General features: G+C 68.0%; 16 protein-coding genes, 1 tRNA gene and 1 pseudogene. 10 read left to right on the top strand and 8 right to left on the bottom strand.

Going from position 1 to position 19203, the window contains the following annotated elements:
• Positions 1-411: 411 nt before the first annotated feature.
• The 6 genes and pseudogenes from NQO67_RS11735 to NQO67_RS11710 all read left to right on the top strand — a co-directional run bounded on the left by NQO67_RS11735 (position 412) and on the right by NQO67_RS11710 (position 6126).
• A pseudogene (locus NQO67_RS11735) lies at positions 412-1508 on the top strand (integrase core domain-containing protein).
• A 1530-nt stretch (positions 1509-3038) separates the two neighbouring features.
• The gene (locus NQO67_RS11730) at positions 3039-3371 is read left to right on the top strand and encodes a hypothetical protein (protein WP_255950046.1); all 333 of its coding nucleotides are present in this window, start codon (positions 3039-3041) and stop codon (positions 3369-3371) included.
• Positions 3323-3550 (top strand): HINT domain-containing protein, encoded by a 228-nt coding sequence (locus NQO67_RS11725; RefSeq protein ID WP_255949797.1) that lies wholly within the window; start codon positions 3323-3325, stop codon positions 3548-3550. The genes NQO67_RS11730 and NQO67_RS11725 overlap by 49 nt, the downstream gene beginning before the upstream one ends.
• Positions 3516-3713 (top strand): hypothetical protein, encoded by a 198-nt coding sequence (locus tag NQO67_RS11720; protein WP_255949796.1) that lies wholly within the window; start codon positions 3516-3518, stop codon positions 3711-3713. The genes NQO67_RS11725 and NQO67_RS11720 overlap by 35 nt, the downstream gene beginning before the upstream one ends.
• A 208-nt stretch (positions 3714-3921) precedes the next feature.
• Positions 3922-4314 (top strand): CPCC family cysteine-rich protein, encoded by a 393-nt coding sequence (locus tag NQO67_RS11715; protein ID WP_255949795.1) that lies wholly within the window; start codon positions 3922-3924, stop codon positions 4312-4314.
• Between the two features lie 453 nt (positions 4315-4767).
• Positions 4768-6126: a tyrosine-type recombinase/integrase gene (locus tag NQO67_RS11710; protein ID WP_308295647.1), complete on the top strand. Its 1359-nt coding sequence runs from the start codon at positions 4768-4770 to the stop codon at positions 6124-6126.
• A gap of 124 nt (positions 6127-6250) precedes the next feature.
• Here the strand turns inward: NQO67_RS11710 and NQO67_RS11705 are convergent.
• The 5 genes from NQO67_RS11705 to ehuB form a co-directional block, all read right to left on the bottom strand.
• Positions 6251-6327: transfer RNA gene (locus NQO67_RS11705), tRNA-Lys, on the bottom strand.
• 476 nt (positions 6328-6803) lie between these two features.
• Complete coding sequence (gene ehuA / locus NQO67_RS11700) at positions 6804-7625, bottom strand: ectoine/hydroxyectoine ABC transporter ATP-binding protein EhuA (RefSeq protein ID WP_255949793.1); 822 nt, start codon at positions 7623-7625, stop codon at positions 6804-6806.
• The gene (gene ehuD, locus NQO67_RS11695) at positions 7615-8265 is read right to left on the bottom strand and encodes an ectoine/hydroxyectoine ABC transporter permease subunit EhuD (RefSeq protein ID WP_255949792.1); all 651 of its coding nucleotides are present in this window, start codon (positions 8263-8265) and stop codon (positions 7615-7617) included. The genes ehuA and ehuD overlap by 11 nt, the downstream gene beginning before the upstream one ends.
• The gene (gene ehuC / locus NQO67_RS11690) at positions 8262-9011 is read right to left on the bottom strand and encodes an ectoine/hydroxyectoine ABC transporter permease subunit EhuC (protein WP_255949791.1); all 750 of its coding nucleotides are present in this window, start codon (positions 9009-9011) and stop codon (positions 8262-8264) included. Before ehuC ends, ehuD begins: the two co-directional genes overlap by 4 nt.
• On the bottom strand, positions 9008-9913 hold the full coding sequence (ehuB, locus tag NQO67_RS11685; RefSeq protein ID WP_255949790.1) for an ectoine/hydroxyectoine ABC transporter substrate-binding protein EhuB: 906 nt from the start codon (positions 9911-9913) through the stop codon (positions 9008-9010). Before ehuB ends, ehuC begins: the two co-directional genes overlap by 4 nt.
• A gap of 93 nt (positions 9914-10006) precedes the next feature.
• Between ehuB and NQO67_RS11680 the strand changes: the two genes are divergently transcribed.
• Positions 10007-10510 (top strand): DUF3830 family protein, encoded by a 504-nt coding sequence (locus NQO67_RS11680; RefSeq protein WP_255949789.1) that lies wholly within the window; start codon positions 10007-10009, stop codon positions 10508-10510.
• Positions 10511-10756: 246 nt separating this feature from the next.
• Here the strand turns inward: NQO67_RS11680 and NQO67_RS11675 are convergent, their stop codons facing one another.
• Entirely contained in the window at positions 10757-12196 is a 1440-nt protein-coding gene (locus NQO67_RS11675; RefSeq protein WP_255949788.1) for an amidase, read from the bottom strand.
• Positions 12197-12319: 123 nt separating this feature from the next.
• Positions 12320-13276, bottom strand: a complete 957-nt coding sequence (locus NQO67_RS11670; protein WP_255949787.1) for a D-2-hydroxyacid dehydrogenase — start codon at positions 13274-13276, stop codon at positions 12320-12322.
• A gap of 356 nt (positions 13277-13632) precedes the next feature.
• On the opposite strand from NQO67_RS11670, the gene NQO67_RS11665 reads away from it, so the two are divergent.
• From NQO67_RS11665 to NQO67_RS11655, 3 genes are all read left to right on the top strand, one after another.
• Positions 13633-14511, top strand: coding sequence for a maleate cis-trans isomerase family protein (locus NQO67_RS11665; RefSeq protein WP_255949786.1), 879 nt, complete (start codon positions 13633-13635; stop codon positions 14509-14511).
• Positions 14512-14703: 192 nt separating this feature from the next.
• The gene (locus tag NQO67_RS11660; RefSeq protein WP_255949784.1) at positions 14704-15441 is read left to right on the top strand and encodes a maleate cis-trans isomerase family protein; all 738 of its coding nucleotides are present in this window, start codon (positions 14704-14706) and stop codon (positions 15439-15441) included.
• A 252-nt stretch (positions 15442-15693) separates the two neighbouring features.
• On the top strand, positions 15694-16797 hold the full coding sequence (locus NQO67_RS11655; protein WP_255950025.1) for an LLM class flavin-dependent oxidoreductase: 1104 nt from the start codon (positions 15694-15696) through the stop codon (positions 16795-16797).
• A gap of 163 nt (positions 16798-16960) precedes the next feature.
• Here NQO67_RS11655 and NQO67_RS11650 read toward each other — a convergent pair whose 3' ends face one another.
• Complete coding sequence (locus NQO67_RS11650; RefSeq protein ID WP_308295646.1) at positions 16961-19030, bottom strand: putative bifunctional diguanylate cyclase/phosphodiesterase; 2070 nt, start codon at positions 19028-19030, stop codon at positions 16961-16963.
• Between the last annotated feature and the right edge of the window lie 173 nt (positions 19031-19203).

Below are 19203 nucleotides of genomic sequence, written 5' to 3'. Positions count from 1 at the left end.
GTAATGGAAAGTGAACATGTTGACGGCGAATTCGCTCTGAGGCTGAACCGTCGTGAGATCGTCATGCTAATCTCGGTTTTGGGGTGGGTTGATGCTTTGGTTCCATCCGACGAAGCGTTCAAAGAGTACGTAGGCTGGCCAAGGGCGGAGTGTCGGTCATTTACGGATGCGCTTGCTGATCTCTGCCGGTCGGTCCCGCCAGAAAATCCTGGCTGAGTGGCCATGCAAGGGAAATCGATATCGCTTGACGGGGACTCGCTGCGAACTGGGATAGCAATAGAAGTGACCGGGTTATGCGCATTTCGGTGGGTTCTTCGTAGCGATTGATAGCGGTAGCGGCCCCTGCGCCTGCCGATATTTCCATCCATGCAGCTCAGGGGCTTGTTCGGTGGTGCGGCAGGATGAAGGCTCGTGTTGCTTCGTCTTGCCTACCTGACCGTTACCAACGCGTTCGCCGCGCTGCGGCTGCTATCGATGAGCGATCGCGACAAGGACGCGGAGATTCTCGCCCTGCGCCATCAGATCATGGTCCTTGAGCGGCAGCTCGGTGCCGACCGGGTGAGGTTCGCGTCGGAAGACCGGGCCTTCCTGGCCGCTCTGCTGGTGCCGCTGCCACGTCAGGTTCTGCGTCGGATGCGTTTGCTGGTTCAGCCTGACACCGTGTTGCGGTGGCACCGGGATCTGCTCAAGCGTCGCCATGCCCGTACCTGCCGACCGAAGGGACCAGGTCGCCCGCCCACCGTTCGCTCGATTCGCATTCTGATCCTGCGCCTGGTGCGGGAGAACCCGTCCTGGGGCTACCGTCGCGTGCACGGCGAGCTCGCCACCCTCGGCATCAAGGTCGCTGCCTCCACCGTCTGGGAGATCCTGAAACAAGAGGGCATCGACCCCGCACCCGATCGAGCCGCCACGACCTGGGCGAACTTCCTGCGCTCCCAGGCTGACGCTGTCCTGGCCTGCGATTTCATGGAGACTGTCACCCTGACTGGCCGGCGCCAGTACATTCTCGCGGTCATCGAGCACGCCACCCGTCGCATCCGGATCCTCGGCACCACGGCGCACCCCACAGCCCCATGGGTGAGCCAGGCCGCACGCAACCTCGTCATGGATCTCAAGGACGGCGTAACGGCTGTCACGTACCTGATCCGGGATCGGGATGCGAAGTTCCCTGCCCTCTTCGACGAGATCCTGCAAACCGCCGGGATCCACACCGTGATCACCGGCGTGCGGATACCGCGCATGAACGCCATCATGGAGCGCTGGGTCCAGACCTGCCGCCACGAACTCCTGGACCGCACCCTCATCTGGAATGAGCGGCATCTGCGTCATGCTCTACGCCAGTTCGAGTTGCACCACAATGCCCACCGGCCCCATCAAACGATGGACCAGGCGCGCCCCTGCGTGTGGTCCCCGAACCGATCACCGATCTGGAGCGAATCTCCCGTCTGGACATACGCCGCCGAGACCGGCTTGGCGGAGTAATCCACGAATACCGACATGCCGCCTGACCTGGCCGGATGGAATAATCGGCAGCCGCACCCTCTCCGTCAAATCTATTACTGGACTATGACTGTAGGCAAGTGACTTCAGTGGTACGTGGAATAAGTGGTACCTGTGCGGAACTCTCTCGGTGGCGCTTCGCTGCGCCTTTGGGCCTTGCATTTCGAGCGATGGCGCTGGTTGTGCTGGCACTAGGGTTCGTCGGCTTGTGTTCGTTCGAAGTGCCCATGAAAGTGGGAGTCTCAGATTTCGTTCAGGCTGCACGTGGCGGTGAAGTGTCTGAAGTGCGTATCGATGGCACCAGTAGTGCGACCGGTGTACATATATTCTGGTCCACCGGATATCTTCAGGACTACGAATCCACTTACCAGTACGAGATGCTCTCGTCAACGCCAGCGGAAGAGCGATTCGAGGCCGACGTGAAAAGGAGAATTGGGGGGTCAGAAGGTTCTGTGGTATTTGAGAGTGGGAGTCGTTTCGATGCCTTAGGGTTTGCCGACTTCTTGCTTCCCGTCATGCATTGGAGAATTATGCCATATTTCGCCTGGCCGGTTGCATTTTTTTGTGCTGTGGCGCTTGTAGGAATGATCTGCAGATCGGACCTCCGTGCCGAGAGTGCGGGCTACTGGCTCGGTCTCTCCTTGATCGTCGGCTTCGGCTTCCCTGCTTACTACTGGTCGGAACCGCGACCTCTCTGCAGGCTGCGCAGGGCAGGTACGGACCGTCGATCTGTCATGCGAGCGCGCCGGGTGGTAGGTGCGACGGCCTGCTGGGGGCTGCTTGGTGGGGTGGTCGTGTACAGCTTTGTCCTCCTGCGGAGATAGGCCGTCCAGCAGGACGACGGCAGCATCACCCTCACCGTCACCGACCACCAAGGCACCGGCCAACTCGCCATCTCCACCGACGGCCAGAGCATGACCCAACGCCGCACCCTGCCCTTCGGCGCCACCCGCGGAACGGCTACGCCTACGCCAACAACAACCCCGTCACCGATTCCGACCCCAGTGGCAAAAGCGTCCAGTGCGGTCTCGTCGCTGGCCTGTGCGGAGGATCCGGCGGCCACAGCAAGAAACACCACTCCTCCCCGCCCACATCGAAAGTTAATGACGGCACTAAAGCGGGCAAGCCGCAGCTCGGCGGTAAGACTCTTGCTACTCCCAAGGAACTGTTCTACCGGGGGATCATGGTGGGCGACACAACCTATCGGGAGGCGCTGCACACCTGGGCAGTGAGCCAGTGCCAGTCGTCTAAGGGCTGTCCCGTCATCCCCAGTGGAACGGCGAGCGGCTCCCCCACTGCCTTGAGGGCATGGGTGGGGGCACCTCACGCCGTTCAGGCAGCGGGGAGGTACGTGGTCGATCCCGACAACGCGGGAAGTGGCCGCATCTGGCGCCGGGAGGCCGCTGGGAATTACGGGACAGCCCTTAACTCGGACAACAACCAAACATTCTGCCGAGCTGCGGACTCCATAGGTTGGCTCGACCCACAAAGACCGACCCGGGGTTGGCGTTGCCATCGCTGCCATCGGTGTGTGCACGGTGGCAGCCGAAGTGTGCATCAGCGGTGCCGTCAACCTTGTGGCCGGAGAGGTCGACGTAGCTGCGGGCGGCTCGCTGACCGTGGGCAGCGGTCTGGCCGCACTACGCGATGAACTGGGCAGCTTCTACCGACGAGCCAGCCGGAAAGCGGCAGAGGCCTGCAGCTTCAGCCCCGAGACCCAGATCCCGATGAAGGACGGCACGACCAAACCCATCGGTGACACAAACCGGGTGACCAGGTCGAAACAGGCGACCCCACAACTGGCAAACACAAGGGTCCCCGCATGGTTACCGCCGTCCACATCAACCGTGACAACGACCTCGTTGACTTGACCATTCGTGATTCCCACGGCCGCACCGCAACCCTCCACACCACCTTCCGACACCCCTTCTGGGACGACTCCACCCACGTGGACCCCCGCCGGAAAGCTGCCCCACGGTCATGCGCTCAACACGGCCGACGACAGCCACGCATGGATGACCTCGCGAAAAGACAAGGCCGGCGCGGCTGACATGTACAACCTGACTGTCGCGGACCTCCACACCTACTATGTGTTGGCGGGCGATACGCCAGTACTCGTCCACAATGTCGGCTGCGGCGTCGAAAAGTGGACGAGCAAGGGAAACCTTGATGCCCATTTCGAGAAGCGCGAAGAAATGGGATTCGATAGTTAGGCTGAATATAGCTATGCGGCAGATGACCTGATGTGTGTATGTGATGGTCGTAGGCTGGGCGTGCTGACAAAGCGGGATGGAGGACGAGGTATTTTCTGGATCCAGGAACTGGAGAATTTGGAATTGCAAATGAGGGGAGAATTGTTACTTACTACAGACCGGAGAACCCAATGGCGCACTTCAGCAATCAGCCTGGAGCCTTGATCCCATGATTTCTGATCGCTCGCCATGCCCCTGCTGTGGCCATCTCGTTCACAACGGCCGGACCGGATCTTCTCTCGTCTGCCAGGTCTGCTTCTGGGAAGACGATGTGGTGCAACTTCGATGGCCTCTCCTCGCCTACGGAGCGAATAAGTGCTGCCTCCTCGATGCTCAGCGGACGTACCAGACAATCCAGGCAAGCGAAGAGCGCTTTAGCCGTAAAGTTCGCGAGCCAGCGGTTGAAGAGCTAGTGGACGAGGGATTCCGGCCAATTGACCTGACTGTTGATCACTTTGAGGAAGTATCTGTACAAGAGGAACCGTGGCCTGAAGATCGAAGCGTTCTCTACTGGTGGCGGCCGACATTCTGGAGGCGTCCGAAGAGTGCCATGGAACGTTAGTTCGCCAATCCAGTGAACACCGCCGTATGAATTGAGTAGCACTTCGGGTGAAGGTTTCTCAAGGTCTAGCTAGAGGTCGTATGCGTTGCCGAGTCCGATGACGGTGAGGGCGGCTGATTTGCGGGGGTCGGTGTGCGGGATGAGGAAGCACATGTCGGCGTTGGCGGTGCCACCCCAGCAGACCAGGTCATCGGTGGTCGTTTCGCGCTTGGCGAGGAGTTCGTGGATGTGGGGGGCGGGCGACGGCCATGGTCTTTCTCGCCCGATGGGTCTGGGCGACGAGATAATGGTTTGGTCGTTATCGAGACCGCCACCCTTGGCCGTGACATGGACGCCGGTAGGGAAGGGCGGCTGTCACCCGGTGGACCCAGTTCTCCGACCTGTCGCACGACCTGCGCAGCGTCGTAGCTCCGGCCCTATCCGATCGTTGCTCCGGGTGGTGTTCCTCCTGGAGTGGAAGGGGTCGTGGTGCGGGGCCGGGGCAGTGTGTACAAGCGGTGCGGTTGCGTTGATCGGGCTACGGGGAGGCAGTTGGCTGGACGTTGCCGGCAGCTTTCGCGGCGTGGTCATGGCAGTTGGTATTTCTCGTTTGGTGTGCGTAGTCCGGGTTGTGGCGGGCGGAGGTTGCGACGTGGGGGATACGCGACCCGTGCCGAGGCTCGTACTGCTCTGACTCGGTTGTATAGGACTTCGGCGTCTCAGCTAGGGCTGCTCACGGTGGGCGAGTGGCTCACCTCTTGGCATGCTTCGCGTAACAGGTTGCGTGCTTCGACCCGCCGGAACTATCGCTCGCACCTGGAGAATCACCTGATTCCGCTGGTGGGCAATGTCCTGCTGGCCGAACTTGACTTGCCGTGTCTGCAGGAGCTGTTTGACCGGCTGGCTGGGAGTGTGTCTGTGATGACGGCGCACCGGGTGCGTGCAGCGTTGCGGACCGCGTTGAACGCGGCGGTGCGTGCCGGTGTCCTCGTCGACAATCCCGCGCGGCATATCGAACTGTCGACCACGATGCGTCCTCATCCGGTGGTGTGGACTGCTGAGCGTATTGAGGAGTGGCGACGCACTGGGATCCGTCCGAGCGTTGCGGTGTGGACGGTCGAGCAGACCGCTGCCTTCCTCGCCGCCATCAGTGATCACCGTCTGTACGCGGCGTTCCGTGTCATCGCGGTGCGTGGTCTGCGGCGTGGTGAGGCGGTCGGGCTGCGCTGGAGCGACCTCGACCTGCACCGCGGAACGCTGTCCGTCGCTCGCCAGCTGCAATACCAGGGCGGGCAGCTCGTGCCCTGTCCACCCAAGAGCCGCGCCAGCCGTCGCACCATCGCCCTGGACCCCGACACCATCACGGCTCTCCGAGCCCACCAACGCCGGCAGAAAACCGAAGAGAAAGCAGCAGGGACAGCCTGGGCGAACAGTGGCTACGTCTTCACCACACCCACCGGCAAGCCCTTGAACCCGGAGGTACTCACCAAGCATCTGCGCGAGCTGAACACCCTCACTGGCCTGCCTCCAGTGCGGCTCCACGACCTACGTCACGGCGCAGCCAGCCTGATGCTCGCGGCCGGCGCGGACCTTAAGGTCGTCCAGGACGTGCTCGGACACAGCAGCATCGTGCTCACCGCAGACACCTACACGTCCGTCCTGCCCGACCTCGCTCACCGCACCGCCGCGGACACCGCCGAGCTGATCCGCCAAGCCGGCTGCCTCGTGCCCGGTACCGCTCGCCCACGGCACCGGGAATATCCGCAGCGGCCGGAAGACAGCCAGCACGAGCCCCCACACGGTCGACAAAGACGCAGGTCACGCCAGGCATAGCACACCCCAGCTGCACCTCGGTCGGCCCCACGAGGGTCCCACCCCCGCCCCACACCAGTCCCGAGAACGCCAAAGGCCGTCCACCCATGAAGGGTGAACGGCCTGGTCAGCCTGTGTTTCGGTGTGGTGCGCCGCCAGGGACTCGAACCCCGGACCCGCTGATTAAGAGTCAGCTGCTCTAACCAACTGAGCTAGCGGCGCCTGCTGACAAGGAAATACTACCTGGTCCGCAGGGGTGCTTCTGACCACGACAGGGGTGCTTCCGACCACGACCGGGCACGAGCCCAGGACCGGGCGGGAGCCCAGGACCGTCGGGGAGAGGGTGACCTGGTGGTGAGGAGGCGCCGGGTGAGGGTGGGCCGGCGACGGGCGGGGCCCAGGCAGGCCCCGGCAGGCCCAGGCGGGAGGGTCCCAGGCGGGAGAGGCCCAGGCGGAGGGTCCCAGGCGGGAGAGGCCCAGGCGGAGGGTCCCAGGCGGGAGAGGCCCAGGTGGAGGGTTCAAGGGGCGACCAGGGAACGGCGTCGTGCTGACCGCGCTCGCGCAGACCACCGCCCCCCCGGCCAGTCCTCCTCCCACACTCGCTCTCCCCTCGCTCGGCGCCCGCCTACCCGCTCTCCCCTCGCTCGGCGCCCGCCTACTCGCCCTCCCCCCTACTCGTTCTCCCCCCACCCCACCGCTCACAGCACCGCGCTGAGGAACTCCCGGGTGCGTTCGTGTTCCGGGTCGGTGAAGATCTTCTCGGGGGTGCCGGACTCGATGACGCGGCCCGCGTCGAACATCAGGACCTGGTCGGAGATGTCGCGCGCGAAGTTCATCTCGTGGGTGACGCAGAGCATCGTGATGTCGGTGGTGTGGGCTATGTCACGCAGCACGTCGAGGACACCGGCGACCAGTTCCGGGTCGAGGGCGGAGGTGACCTCGTCGAGGAGCAGCACCTGGGGGCGCATGGCGAGGGCGCGGGCTATCGCCACGCGCTGCTGCTGGCCGCCGGAGAGCTGGGTCGGGTAGGCGTCGCAGCGGTCGCCGAGGCCGACCAGGTCGAGCAGGCCGCGGGCGCGCTCCTCGGCCTCGTCCTTGGACATGCCGAGGACGGTGACGGGGGCCTCGGTGACGTTCCGCAGCACCCTCATGTTGGGGAACAGGTTGAACTGCTGGAAGACCATCCCTATGTGCTTGCGTACCTCGCGGACGTGCTTGTCGCCCGCGGGGACCAGCTTGCCGCCGCGCTGCTCGTGAGTGAGGTAGTCACCGTTGACCTTGATGGTGCCCGAATCGGGTTTGGTCAGGGTCATCAGCAGTCTCAGGATCGTCGTCTTCCCGGAGCCGGACGGGCCGACCAGGGTGACGTGCTTTCCGGAGGCGACCGAGAAGTCCAGCTCGTCGAGGACGATGTTGCTGCCGAAGCGCTTGGTGACCTTGTCGAAGCGGATCAGCTCGCTGCCGTCGACCGGGGGGTTGGTTTCCTGACTTGGCGTGGTGGCGGGGGTTTCAGCGGACAAGGCGACGCTCCAGGGCTCGTACGAGAAGGGATGCCGGGTAGGCGATGACGATGAAGGCGACTCCGACGACGGTCACCGGCTCGACGAAGCGGAAGGTGTCGGCGCTCTCCAGACGGGCCTCGCCGAGCATTTCCAGCACGCCGATGCCGATGAACATCGGGGTGTCCTTGAGCATCGAGATCACGTAGTTGCCGAGTGCCGGCACCACGCGACGGATCGCCTGCGGCAGGATCACCGCGGTCCAGGTGCGCCGCAGCGGCAGGCTGAGCGCGGTGGCCGCCTCCCACTGGCCGGGCGGCACGGCCTCGATGCCGGCGCGGTAGACCTGCATCGTGTACGTCGAGTAGTGCAGCCCGATCCCCACGATCCCGGTGGTCAGCGCGTCGAACGAGATGCCCCACTCCGGCAGCACGAAGAAGAGGAAGAAGAGCTGCACCAGCAGGGGCGTGTTGCGGATGAACTCCGTGATGAACCCCACCGGCCAGCGTACGAACCGGGTGGGCAGACGCATCGCGAAGGCCCAGACGAGGCCCAGGGCGAACGAGATCAGGGAGCCGAGGACGACGGCTTCCAGCGTGGTGCCCACGCCGTCCCAGAACTTCGGCATGAAGTCACTGACGGCAGACCATTCCCAGTTCATGCGACACCTCCGGTCCGCGTCAGGTCCTTACTGCTGCCCTGCGAGCCGGACGCCGAGTGGCGCAGGGAGAGGCTCTTGAAGAACCCCGGCTCCATGGGGCGGCCGATGTTCGCCTTCGTCTTGCGTTCCAGGGCCCGCATGCCGCGGGACAGGACGAACGCGAGGACGAAGTAGATGACCAGGCTGATCGTGTAGATCTTGGCGCTCTCCTGGGTCGCGAGGCGCACCAGGTACGCGGCGAACGAGGTGTCGGCGATGCCCAGCAGCGAAACCAGCGCGGTGCCCTTGAGCAGCTCGATCAGGAGGTTGCTGAAGGGCGGGATCATCTCCGGGATGGCCTGCGGCAGCAGGATCAGCCGCATCCGCTGCCAGGGCGTGAAGCTGAGCGCGATGCCCGCCTCACGCTGCGCCGGGGCGACCGAATTGAGCGCACCGCGCACGACCTCGGCGCCGTACGCCCCGTAGGACAGGCCGAGGGCGAGAACCGCCGCCCACATCGGTACGAAGCTCCAGCCGAACAGCAGGGGCACGACGAAGAACATCCAGAACATCAGCACCAGCGCCGAGGTGCCGCGGAATATCTCGGTGTAGAAGCCGGCGAGGAAGCGGACGATCCACAACTTGTGGGTGCGTGCCATGCCCACGCCGAAGGCGACGACGACGGCGAGTGCCGCGCTGTAGATCGTCAGCTGGATCGTGATCCAGATACCGGGAAGGACCCAGTGCTGCCACAGTCCTGTGGTCATTGGGCACAGAGCTCCTTCGTGGTGAGGTGCGTCATTTCCTTCGTGGTGAAACCGAAGGGGCGCAGAATGCGCAGCAGCTCACCGCTCTTCTTCAGCTTGGCGATCTCGACGTTGAAGGCGTCCCGCAGCGAGGTGTCGACGGGACGGAACGCGAAGGCCCCGCCATCGACGTGCTTCTTGCCGTCCACGAGTGGCGCGAAGGGCTCCGTGACCTCCGCCTTCTTGCTGTGCGCCACGACCGTGCGGGTGGTGAGCGCGGTGCCGGCGAAGATGTCGACCCGGCCGGACTCGACCGCGTTCAGGCCGGCCACCTGGTCCTGGAGGATGACGATGTCGCTCTGCTTCATCCCGGCGCCCACCGCGTAGTCGATCTCGGCGTACCCGGTGCCGGTGGCGAACTTGGCCTTCTTCTTGACCACGTCAGCGTAGCTGTGCAGGCCCAGCGGGTTCCCTTTGCGGACGATGAACGCGTCCAGCATCTGGTACTCGGGTTCGGCGAAGATGACCTGCTGGCAGCGGTCCTTGTTGACGTACATACCGGCAGACACCGCATCGAACTGCTGCGAGTTCAGGCCGGGGATCAGCGAGCCGAACTCCGTGGCGACCGGCTGCACCCGTGGGATCCCGAGGCGCTTGAAGATCACCTTGGCCAGTTCCGGCGCCTCACCGGTGAACTCGCCGTTCTTGTCGATGTAGCCGAACGGGATCTCACCTGCGATGCCCAGCCGTACCACGCCCTGCGACCTGAGCCGCTCGAGCGTGTCGCCCTCGGCCACCCGGGAGCAGCCGGCCGCTCCGCCCACGGCAGCCGCGGTACCGAGCGCGGCGACACCGGCGAGAAGCGTCCGGCGGCGTATGCCGTTCGGTTCGCGTTGTTTTTGTCTTTCCGAAGTCGGAGCCATGGGCGCGCGGCTACCCCATCCGATGCAAGGTATGCCCACCGACTTTCGGTCAACGATCGGGTGCGGTCTTGACCCGGTGTGCAGGATGGGTTCATGAGCGAACGATTCATTGAGGTCTCCCTGCCCAAGCGTGGGGTGACCTGCACGGCGAAGCTGCTCGACGACCGGGCCCCCCTGACCTGCGCAGCGGTCTGGGACGCCCTCCCGTTGGGTGGTGACGTCTACCACGCCAAGTACGCCCGTAACGAGATCTACACCCTTCTGCCCCCGTTCGCCCCGCAGGAGCCGCCGCTGGAGAATCCGACGGTCACTCCTATTCCGGGTGACCTTGTCTATTTCACCTTCAACGGGACGCAGCTCGGTAGCCAGGCCTACGGCTACGGCAGCACCGCCGCGGGCGTGCAGGCCGGGGCGACCATGATCGACCTCGCGTTCTTCTACGAGCGCAACAACCTGCTCATCAACGGTGACCTCGGCTGGATCCCCGGCATCGTCTGGGGGCAGGTGGTCGACGGCCTCGACCGGATGGCCGAGGCGAGTCAGGACCTGTGGCGGGCCGGTGCGCTGGGGGAGTCGCTGACCTTCAAGCGGGCCTGACCCACGGTGGCCCGTGGGTCAGGGTGACCCCGGCCGGCCGGGGTGCCCGTGGTCCGGGTGCCCGGTGCCCGGTGCCCGGTGCGACCCTTCGGGTCGCCACCGGACCGGAGGGGCGGTTCTGTCGTGTCCGGACCACCGGGCGGTGGTGGGTTGCTCGCGCAGTTCCCCGCGCCCCCTTTTTTTGCGCCGTGGGCCGAGGGGTGCCTCGGAAGGGGCGTCCCTCGGCCGCACGGCCGACGGGGGAAGCTACGCCAACGTGGGCGCCGGGATGCCCACCGCCCCCGTTTCGTAGAGGGCCTGGGCCGCCCGGAGCACCAGCGCGTCCGCGTGGCGCGCGCCGACCAGCTGGACGCCCACCGGGAGACCGTCGTCGTCCACCCCGCACGGCATCGAGGCCGCGGGCTGCTGGGTGAGGTTGAACGGGTACGTGAACGGCGTCCAGCTCGTCCACCGCGCCTCACCCGAGCTCGCCGGCGCCTCCGCACCCGCCTCGAAGGCTGCGATCGGCACAGCCGGGGTCAGCAGCAGGTCGTACGTCTCGTGGAAGCGGCCCATGCGGCGGCCGAGGTCCATGCGGACGTCGACGGCGGCCAGGTAGTCCAGGGCGCTGTACCCGGCACCCTGCGCGCAGATCTCCGCCAGACCCGGGTCGAGCAGGTCACGCTCGCGGGGGCCGAGCGGCTGGGTGACACGGGCCGCGCCGCTGAACCACAGCACGTGGAACGCCTCCACCGGGTCCGAGAAGCCAGGGTCGGCGTCCTCGACGTGCGCACCCAGCTCGGTGAGTCGCTGCACCACCCGCCCCACGCCCTGCGCCACCGCGGGCTGCACGGTGGCCTTGCCGCCGAGCGTCGGGGCGTAGGCGATCCGCAGGCCGCGCACCCCGCTGCCCGGCTCCCGAAGCTCGGTGCCGTCCGTGCCGTGGGTCAGAGCGGCGCGGAAGCCCTCCGTCAGCGGGCCGAGTCCGGACCAGTCACGCGCATCCGGGCCGCTGATCACGTCCATCGCCAGCGCCGCGTCCGCCGCGTCCCGGGTCATCGGGCCGACGTGCGCCAGCGTGCCGAAGGCGCTCGCCGGATACAGCGGCACGCGCCCGTACGTCGGTTTCAACGCGAAGATGCCGCAGAAGGCGGCGGGGATCCGCACCGAGCCACCGCCGTCCGTGCCCAGCGACAGCGGGCCGGCGCCGAGCGCCACCGCGGCCGCGCTGCCGCCGCTGGAGCCGCCCGCCGTGCGCGAGGTGTCGTACGGGTTGCGGGTGACTCCGGACAGCGGTGAGTCGGTGACGCCCTTCCAGCCGAACTCGGGCGTGGTGGTCTTGCCCAGGAAGACCGCGCCGTGTTCCCGCAGCCGGGCCACGGACGGCGCGTCCTCGTCCCAGACGCCCTCCGGATGGACGGTCTTCGAACCCCGCAGGGTCGGCGCGCCGCGCTGCAACAGGATGTCCTTCACCGTCACCGGTACGCCGTCGAGCAGGCCCATCGGCTCGCCGCGCGCCCAGCGGTCCGCCGCGCCGCGGGCCTGCTCCCGTGCCTGCTCGGCGTCGATGCGCACGAAGGCGTTGACCGACGGTTGGATCTCCTCGCACCGCCGCAAGGCCGCATCCACCACGTCGACGGGGCTGAAGGCGCCCGTGCGGTAGCCCTCGACGAGCCCTACCGCGGTCAGATCCGTGAGCTCGGTCATCGCTCTCCCTTGTGCTGTGTGTCCGGTATGCGCATGTGTCGTGTGCCCTCGTGTCGGGTGTGTTCCCGGGCCGCCGGGTCCGCTTCCCGTGCCGACGGGTCCCGAGGTTTTCCGGCGGCCCGGTCAGCCGCCGGGCACGTACCCGCGCTCCTTGTCGACCACGTTCGGCAGCGGCTGGCCGGCCTCCCATCGGTCGTACATGGCGACGAACTGCGCCGCAAGATCGTCGCGCCAACCGATCGTGTCGCCGCTCATGTGCGGGGAGATCAGCAGGCCCGGCGTGTCCCACAGCGGGCTGTCCGGCGGAAGTGGCTCGTGCTCGAAGACGTCGAGCGCGGCGCCCGCGATCCACCGCTCCGCCAGCGCCCGGGCGAGGTCCGCTTCGACGACCAGCTGGCCGCGGCCGACGTTGATGAAGCGCGCCGAGGGGCGCATTAGGCCGAAACGCCGGGCATCGAACATGCCGCGGGTGGCATCGGTGAGCGGTGCCACACTCACTACCCAGTCGGCGGACGCAAGAAGTGGATCGAGGTCCTCGGTGCCGTGGATGCCGTCCCGCCGGGTGCGTCCGACCAGCGCTGTCGTGATCCCCAGCGCCTCGAGGGTCCGGGCGATCGCCCGCCCGATAGGGCCTGAGCCCACTACGCAAGCGCGATTTTCAGCCAACCGCTGTGTTTCCCGATGTCGCCACTCGTGGCGGCCCTGAAGAGCCCATGTGCTCGGCAGATCCTTCGCCATGGCCAGAACGAGGGCGGCGACGTACTCGGCGATGGGCTGGTCGAAGATTCCGCGTGCGTTGGTCACGACGGTGTCCGAGGCCACCAGCCGAGGCCCCAGAAGATGATCGACACCGGCGCTCACGGTGTGCACCCAACGGGGCCGCGGACCGGACTCGGGCCATGCCCCGCGCACCGCCGTGGAGGTGAAGTCCCACACCAACAACACGTCTGCGCTGGGAAGTTGTGAGGCGAGTGAGGTCTCGTCGACGAATCTCACCCGGGCCCTTCCGGTCAGCGCACCGAGGCGCGGCTCAGGCTGGTCGCCGAGGACCAGGACGCTGGGAAGATCAGCTTTGGACATCGGGTGGAAACCCTTCTGCAACGGCGTTCCGCTTCCATTGCATCGTCAGTGGGGAGCGACTGGAAAAGGCGGATTGACCACGCTGGCAGTCGAACCTACCGTCGTCAACACGGATCCTTTTCGAGGCTCCGCCTCCCCATCCCGACGTCCCGGCGTGTGCCGGCTTTCTCGTTCCACCGGAGCTGTCCTCTGAGCTCTCCGGTCGGACTTGTGGTGATCTTCCAGGCCCCGTCGGCCGTCGGTGTACCACCCAAGCCTTCCGGCGACCCTTCACGCAGCTCCACCCTGCACGTCAACCCGGCCCTTGGCCGAACGCACTGCATCCCCACTGGTTGATCGAATCGGGGTTAGTTGCTATGGACGTCTCTTTCCTGGGTGGACCCCAGCCACAGCGTGGTCTGGGGGTCGTCGCCCCTTTTGACTTCGCGCTTGACCGCGAGCTCTGGCGCTGGGTGCCGGACGAGATCTCGCTGTTCCTGACCCGTACGCCGTTCGTGCCGGTCGAGGTCAGCCTCGACCTGGCCCGGATGGTCAGCGAGCACGAGACGCTCGGCGAGGCCGTTCGGGCGCTCAGCGTCGCCGAGCCGGAGGTCGTGGCGTACGCCTGCACCTCGGGCAGCTTCGTCGGCGGCATCGCGGGCGAGCGAGCCATGTGCGAGGCGATGCTGCGGGCCGGCGAGGTGCCGTCCCTGACCACGTCCGGGGCGCTGCTCGAGGCGCTCGAAGAGCTCTCGGCGCGGCAGATAGCCCTGGTCACCCCGTACACGGACTCGGTGACCGGGGCGCTGGAGGACTATCTGGCCGAGGCCGGGGTGCATGTCACCGGTCGGGCCATGCTGGGGCTGACCCGGCACATCTGGAAGGTGCCCTACCGGGACGTGGTCGGCATGGCGCGCGAGGCGGTGCGGGGCCACGCCGACGCGCTCTTCATCAGCTGCACCAACCTTCCGACCTACGACGTGATCCCGCAGCTGGAGGCCGAGCTCCAGATCCCGGTGCTGTCGGCGAATCAGGTGACGATGTGGGCCGCGCTGCGGCGGCTGGGTACCCGTGCAGTAGGCCCGTACCAGGCACTGCTCAATCCGGGCGCCCGACCCGGCGTCCCCCAGCTGGAGCCGCCGGCACCCGCGGGTGCGTCCCCGGCCCTCGAAGCGCTGGGGGAGACGACCGGTGAGGGCAGCGGGGCGCTGTCCGACGGGCCCCCACCCGCGGAGACCGAGGGAGGCTGGTCCTGACCGGAAGGACACACCGGGCGCACCGGGCGCCGAGGGCCGGATACGACGGCGACCGGCGCCCTGGTCCCCGGTAACCGGGGCACCCGCCCGCACCCGCCCGCCCAGGTGCCCCATGGGTGGGGCGCGTCGGGCGGGCCGGAGGGGGGTAGGCGATCCGCCTGAGGTACTACGCGCAAGGCAAGGAGGCTGGACGTGACCGCACTGGGATTCCTGTATCCCGGCCACTCGGCGGAGGACGACTACCCGCGTATGGAGTTGCTGCTCGGCGGCGGCATCCGGCTGGCCGTCGTGCACACCGACATCGGCACGGATGCGCATCGCGTCGACGCGCTGCTGGAGATGGGGTCGGCCGACCGGCTCGCCGCGGGGGTGGAGGAGCTACGGCTGTCCGGCGCAGAGGCCACCGTGTGGGCGTGCACCAGCGGCAGCTTCGTCTACGGCTGGGACGGCGCGCACGAGCAGGTGAGGTCGCTGGCCCGGGCCGCCGGGCTGCCGGCGTCCAGTACGTCCTTCGCGTTCGTGCACGCGGCGCAGGAGCTCGGGCTGCGCCGGGTCGCGGTCGCCGCGACCTATCCCGAAGACGTCGCGAAGCTCTTCGCCGCCTTCCTGAAAGAGGGCGGCATCGAGGTGCTCAGCACCCGCGGCAGCGGCATCATCACCGCCGCCGAGGTCGGCACCTGGGGGCGTGAGCAGGTGCTCGAACTGGGCCGTGCCGGGGACCACCCGGACGCGGAGGCGGTCCTCATGCCGGACACGGCTCTGCACACGGTGGCATGGCTGACCGAACTCGAGGAGACCCTCGGCAAGCCGGTGCTCACGGCGAACCAGGTGACCGCATGGGAGGCCCTGCGGCTCGCCGGGCGCCGGGTGAACGCCCCGCAACTGGGGAAGCTGTTCACCCGCGAACCCCTGGTCCAGGCCACGGAGTGACACCGGCGTCCCTGCCGGGCGGCGCGGTCCGCTCGGCAGGGTGATGCGGGCGCGGACGGGCGGGGGAGATGCGCTGAGATGCGCGGGTAGAGCGGTGAAGGACCGGCAGCACGGGACCGGCGGAATAAACCGGAGCCTGTCTCCGTTCGCGCTGGGGAGACACCGTACCCGCACAGCCAGGAGGCATCCCCGGTGAACGAGAGCGGCGACGTACGCCAGGAGGACGTCCACGAGGACGTCCACGAGGACGACGTGCGTCAGGAGATCGCCGGCCAGGCCCGGGGCAGCGCTTCCGTGCCGCTGTCGGTGCTTGACCTGGCCACCGTGGGCGCGCAGAACACCGCGGCCGACGCGCTGCGCACCAGCGTCCGGCTGGCCCGGCTGGCGGAGGAGCGCGGGTTCCACCGCTACTGGGTCGCCGAGCACCACTCGATGCCCGGCGTCGCCTCGTCCTCGCCCGCCGTGATCCTGGCCCACCTGGCCGCCCACACCGAGCGGATCCGGCTCGGCTCCGGCGGGGTGATGCTGCCCAACCACGCGCCGCTCGTGATCGCCGAGCAGTTCGGCACCCTCGAGGCCCTCGCGCCCGGCCGGATCGACCTCGGCCTGGGACGCGCCCCCGGCACCGACGGCGCCACCGCGGCCGCCCTGCGCCGCACCGATCGCTTGAACGAGGGCGCCGACGACTTCCCGCAGCAGCTCGCCGAGCTGATCCGCTTCCTCGACGACGACTTCCCCGACGGGCACCCGTACGCCCGCATCCACGCCGTCCCCGGCCCCGTACAGGCCAGCGCGCCCGGCGGGGTGCAGTCGCCGGCCCGGCCGCCGGTCTGGCTGCTCGGCTCGTCCGGCTTCAGCGCGCAGCTCGCCGGGGCGCTCGGGCTGCCGTTCGCCTTCGCGCACCACTTCTCGGCGCGCAACACCGTCCCCGCGCTCGACCTGTACCGCGAGTCGTTCCGGCCCTCCCGCGTGCTCGCCGCCCCGTACGCGCTGATCGGGGTCTCCGCGCTCGCCGCCGACGATGCGCGTGAGGCCCGTCGCCAGGTGCTGGCCGCGGCGCTCGGCATGGTGCGGCTGCGTACGGGGCGGCCCGGTCTCGTGCCGACCCCTGAGGAGGCCGAGGCGTACAGCTTCAGCCCGATGGAGCGGGAGTTCATCGACGGGTGGAACGCCAACGTGGTGCACGGTACGCCTGACGAGGTTCGTACCGGGCTGGACGACCTGCAGAAGCGTACCGGGGCCGATGAGTTGATGATCACTGCTAACGCGCATGGGAACGCTGCGCGGCTGCGGTCGTATGAGTTGATTGCCGATGCGTACGGGATGTGGGCGGGTGCCGGCGTTCCGGGGCGCTGATCTGGGGGCTGTGCCCCCAGACCCCCCTGTCGGCCTTGACGGCCTCGTCCTCAAACGCCGGACGGGCTGTAGTGGTGCGGCCCGGCTGTAGTGGTGCGGGCCGGCTGTCGTGGTGCCGGCGGGCTGTCGTGGTGCGGGCCGGCTGGGGTGGTGCTCGGGCGGGTCACGCTCGCGGGCACGCTCCGGTCACCAGGAGTTCGGGGATGCGCTCTGCCCGTACCGCGCGCGAGTAGAGCCAGCCCTGTGCCGTGTCGCATCCGATCCGCCGTAGCCGGTCCGCCTGGCCGGACGTCTCCACGCACTCCGCGGTGACGGTGAGCCCCAGCCGGTGGGCCAGCTGTACCAGTGCCTCGACGATCACCTCGTCGGCGGGGTTCGGGTGGGCCTCGTCGTCGAACCGGAAACCGCGCACGAAGGAGCCGTCCAGCTTGAGCACCGACACCGGCAGGCGGCTGAGGTACGCCAGGTTGGAGTACCCGGTGCCGAAGTCGTCGATGGCGATCCGCACGCCCATGTCGCTGAGGGCCTGGAGGGCCTGGAGCGGACGGCCCGCCGAGCCCATCACGGCGGACTCGGTGAGCTCCAGCTGGAGGAGCCGCGGCGCGAGACCGGTCTCGGCGAGGATCTCGGCGACGTCGGCGACCAGGTCGGAGTCCCACACCTGGCGCACGGCGACGTTCACGCTCACGTAGACCGGCGGCACGTCGGGATGGTCGATCTGCCACTGCCGGGCCTGCCGGCAGGCGGTCTGCAGGATCCAGCGGCCGAGCTGCACGATCGAGCCGTCCTCCTCGGCCAGACCGATGAAGCGATTCGGCGTCAGGGTGCCGAACTGCGGGTGCTGCCAGCGCACCAGCGCCTCCACCCCGCGGAGCCCGCCGTCCTCGAGACGTACCAGCGGCTGGTACTCCAGCATGAACTCGCCCCGCTCCACCGCCGGCCGCAGCGTCGACGACAGCGCCTGCCGGGTCATGCGGTGCGCGTTGCGCTCCGGGTCGAAGAGCGTCCACCGGCCCTTTCCGTCGGCCTTCGCGTAGTACAGCGTGGTGTCCGCGGCCTGCATGAGGGCGGTGGCGGTGGTGCCGGCGGCGCGCCGTTCCACCACGCCGATCGAGGCGGAGACGGAGAGCCGCTGACCGGACAGGTCGAAGGGCTTCTGGAGGCTGCGCAGCACCGACTCGGCGAGGTCGGCGACCTGCTCCGTACCGGTGGAGTCCTCCACGAGCAGCGCGAACTCGTCGCCGCCGAGCCGGGCCACGAGCGGCGTCGTCGCGGCCCGGCCGAGGCCCGCCTGCTCCGCGCAGTGCGTCAGCCGGTCGGCCACGGCCGCCAGCAGCAGGTCACCGATGCGGTGGCCGAGGGTGTCGTTGACGGCCTTGAACCCGTCGAGACCGAGGACGCAGAGGCCGACCCGCCCCGTGCCGGCCTCACGGTGGCGTCCGCAGGCGTTGAAGAGAGGGTGGAACGGAGGAGACGAGGGAGACGGGCGCTGGCCGCAGGCCGGGGCAGGCCGGGAGGTCGGTGCGGGTGATGTGCCGGGGGCGTGGGGGGCGGGGGGTTCGTACGCGTCGTACGAGCCGGCCTCCAGGGCGGCTGTGAGGCGCTCGAAGAACAGCGTCCGGTTGGGCAGCCGGGTCACCGGGTCGTGCATCTCCAGGTGGCGCAGCCGGGCCTGCAACTCGCGGCGTGCGGTGATGTCCGAGACGGACAGCAGTGCCGCGGGCGCCGCGCTGCCGGCGGTTCCTTCGGGACCCTTTGCGGGTTTCCGCGCCGGGTCGTCGCCGCTGTCCTTGCCGCTGTCCTGGCGGCCGGTCAGGGGGGCGATGGTGATCTGCGCCCACAGCGAGTGGCCGTCGGGGTGTTTGAGCCGGCGGGTGCAGCGCAGCCGGCCCGACCGGCCGCGGAGCACCTCCCGATAGGCATGCCAGATCCGGCTGTCGGAGGTCAGGTCCACCAGATCGGCGGCCGGCCGCCCGACCGGTGCACCGCCACCCGTGCCGAACAGGTCGGTGAACGCGGAGTTCGCGGTGGCCACCAGACCGGCGCCGTCGACGACGGCCAGCGCGACGGGCGCGGCGGCGAACGCGGCCCAGTGCGCGCATGACGCACCGGAACGGGGACCGGTCGCCCCGGTGCGGTCGGGGGAGGGGCGGGCCGCGGAGGGCTGGTTGCCCGCAGGCCGGTGTGCCGGACCCGGGTGTGCGGTGGGCGGGTCCGCGGGCGGCGGGGCCACGGCCGGTCCCGCGGGGCCGGACGGAGCGCTCGCACGGTCCACCTGGGCGCTCGCCCGGTCCAGCGGGGCCCGGTCGCCTTCGTTGCCCGGGTACTCCGACCGTTCGGGGCGAGCGCCGTGAAGATAGGCGTCGCCCGGGGGGCCGTACGGGTGGGGCGCGTTCGTACTGTGGG

The sequence above is a fragment of the Streptomyces odontomachi genome, assembly GCF_024435355.1.
Classification (GTDB): Bacteria; Actinomycetota; Actinomycetes; order Streptomycetales; family Streptomycetaceae; genus Streptomyces; species Streptomyces odontomachi.
Note: the sequence above shows the minus strand (reverse complement) of the source record. Positions and strands in the feature narration are given on the sequence as shown.

Excerpts from the sequence above, each read along its gene's own strand:
- NQO67_RS11725 (WP_255949797.1), top strand. The coding sequence starts at position 3,323 with ATGGTTACCGCCGTCCACATCAACCGTGACAACGACCTCGTTGACTTG.
- NQO67_RS11720 (WP_255949796.1), top strand. The coding sequence starts at position 3,516 with ATGACCTCGCGAAAAGACAAGGCCGGCGCGGCTGACATGTACAACCTG.
- NQO67_RS11670 (WP_255949787.1), bottom strand. The coding sequence starts at position 13,276 with ATGTCCAAAGCTGATCTTCCCAGCGTCCTGGTCCTCGGCGACCAGCCT.
- ehuD (WP_255949792.1), bottom strand. The coding sequence starts at position 8,265 with ATGAACTGGGAATGGTCTGCCGTCAGTGACTTCATGCCGAAGTTCTGG.
- ehuC (WP_255949791.1), bottom strand. The coding sequence starts at position 9,011 with ATGACCACAGGACTGTGGCAGCACTGGGTCCTTCCCGGTATCTGGATC.
- NQO67_RS11675 (WP_255949788.1), bottom strand. The coding sequence starts at position 12,196 with ATGACCGAGCTCACGGATCTGACCGCGGTAGGGCTCGTCGAGGGCTAC.
- NQO67_RS11665 (WP_255949786.1), top strand. The coding sequence starts at position 13,633 with ATGGACGTCTCTTTCCTGGGTGGACCCCAGCCACAGCGTGGTCTGGGG.
- ehuB (WP_255949790.1), bottom strand. The coding sequence starts at position 9,913 with ATGGCTCCGACTTCGGAAAGACAAAAACAACGCGAACCGAACGGCATA.
- NQO67_RS11715 (WP_255949795.1), top strand. The coding sequence starts at position 3,922 with ATGATTTCTGATCGCTCGCCATGCCCCTGCTGTGGCCATCTCGTTCAC.
- NQO67_RS11680 (WP_255949789.1), top strand. The coding sequence starts at position 10,007 with ATGAGCGAACGATTCATTGAGGTCTCCCTGCCCAAGCGTGGGGTGACC.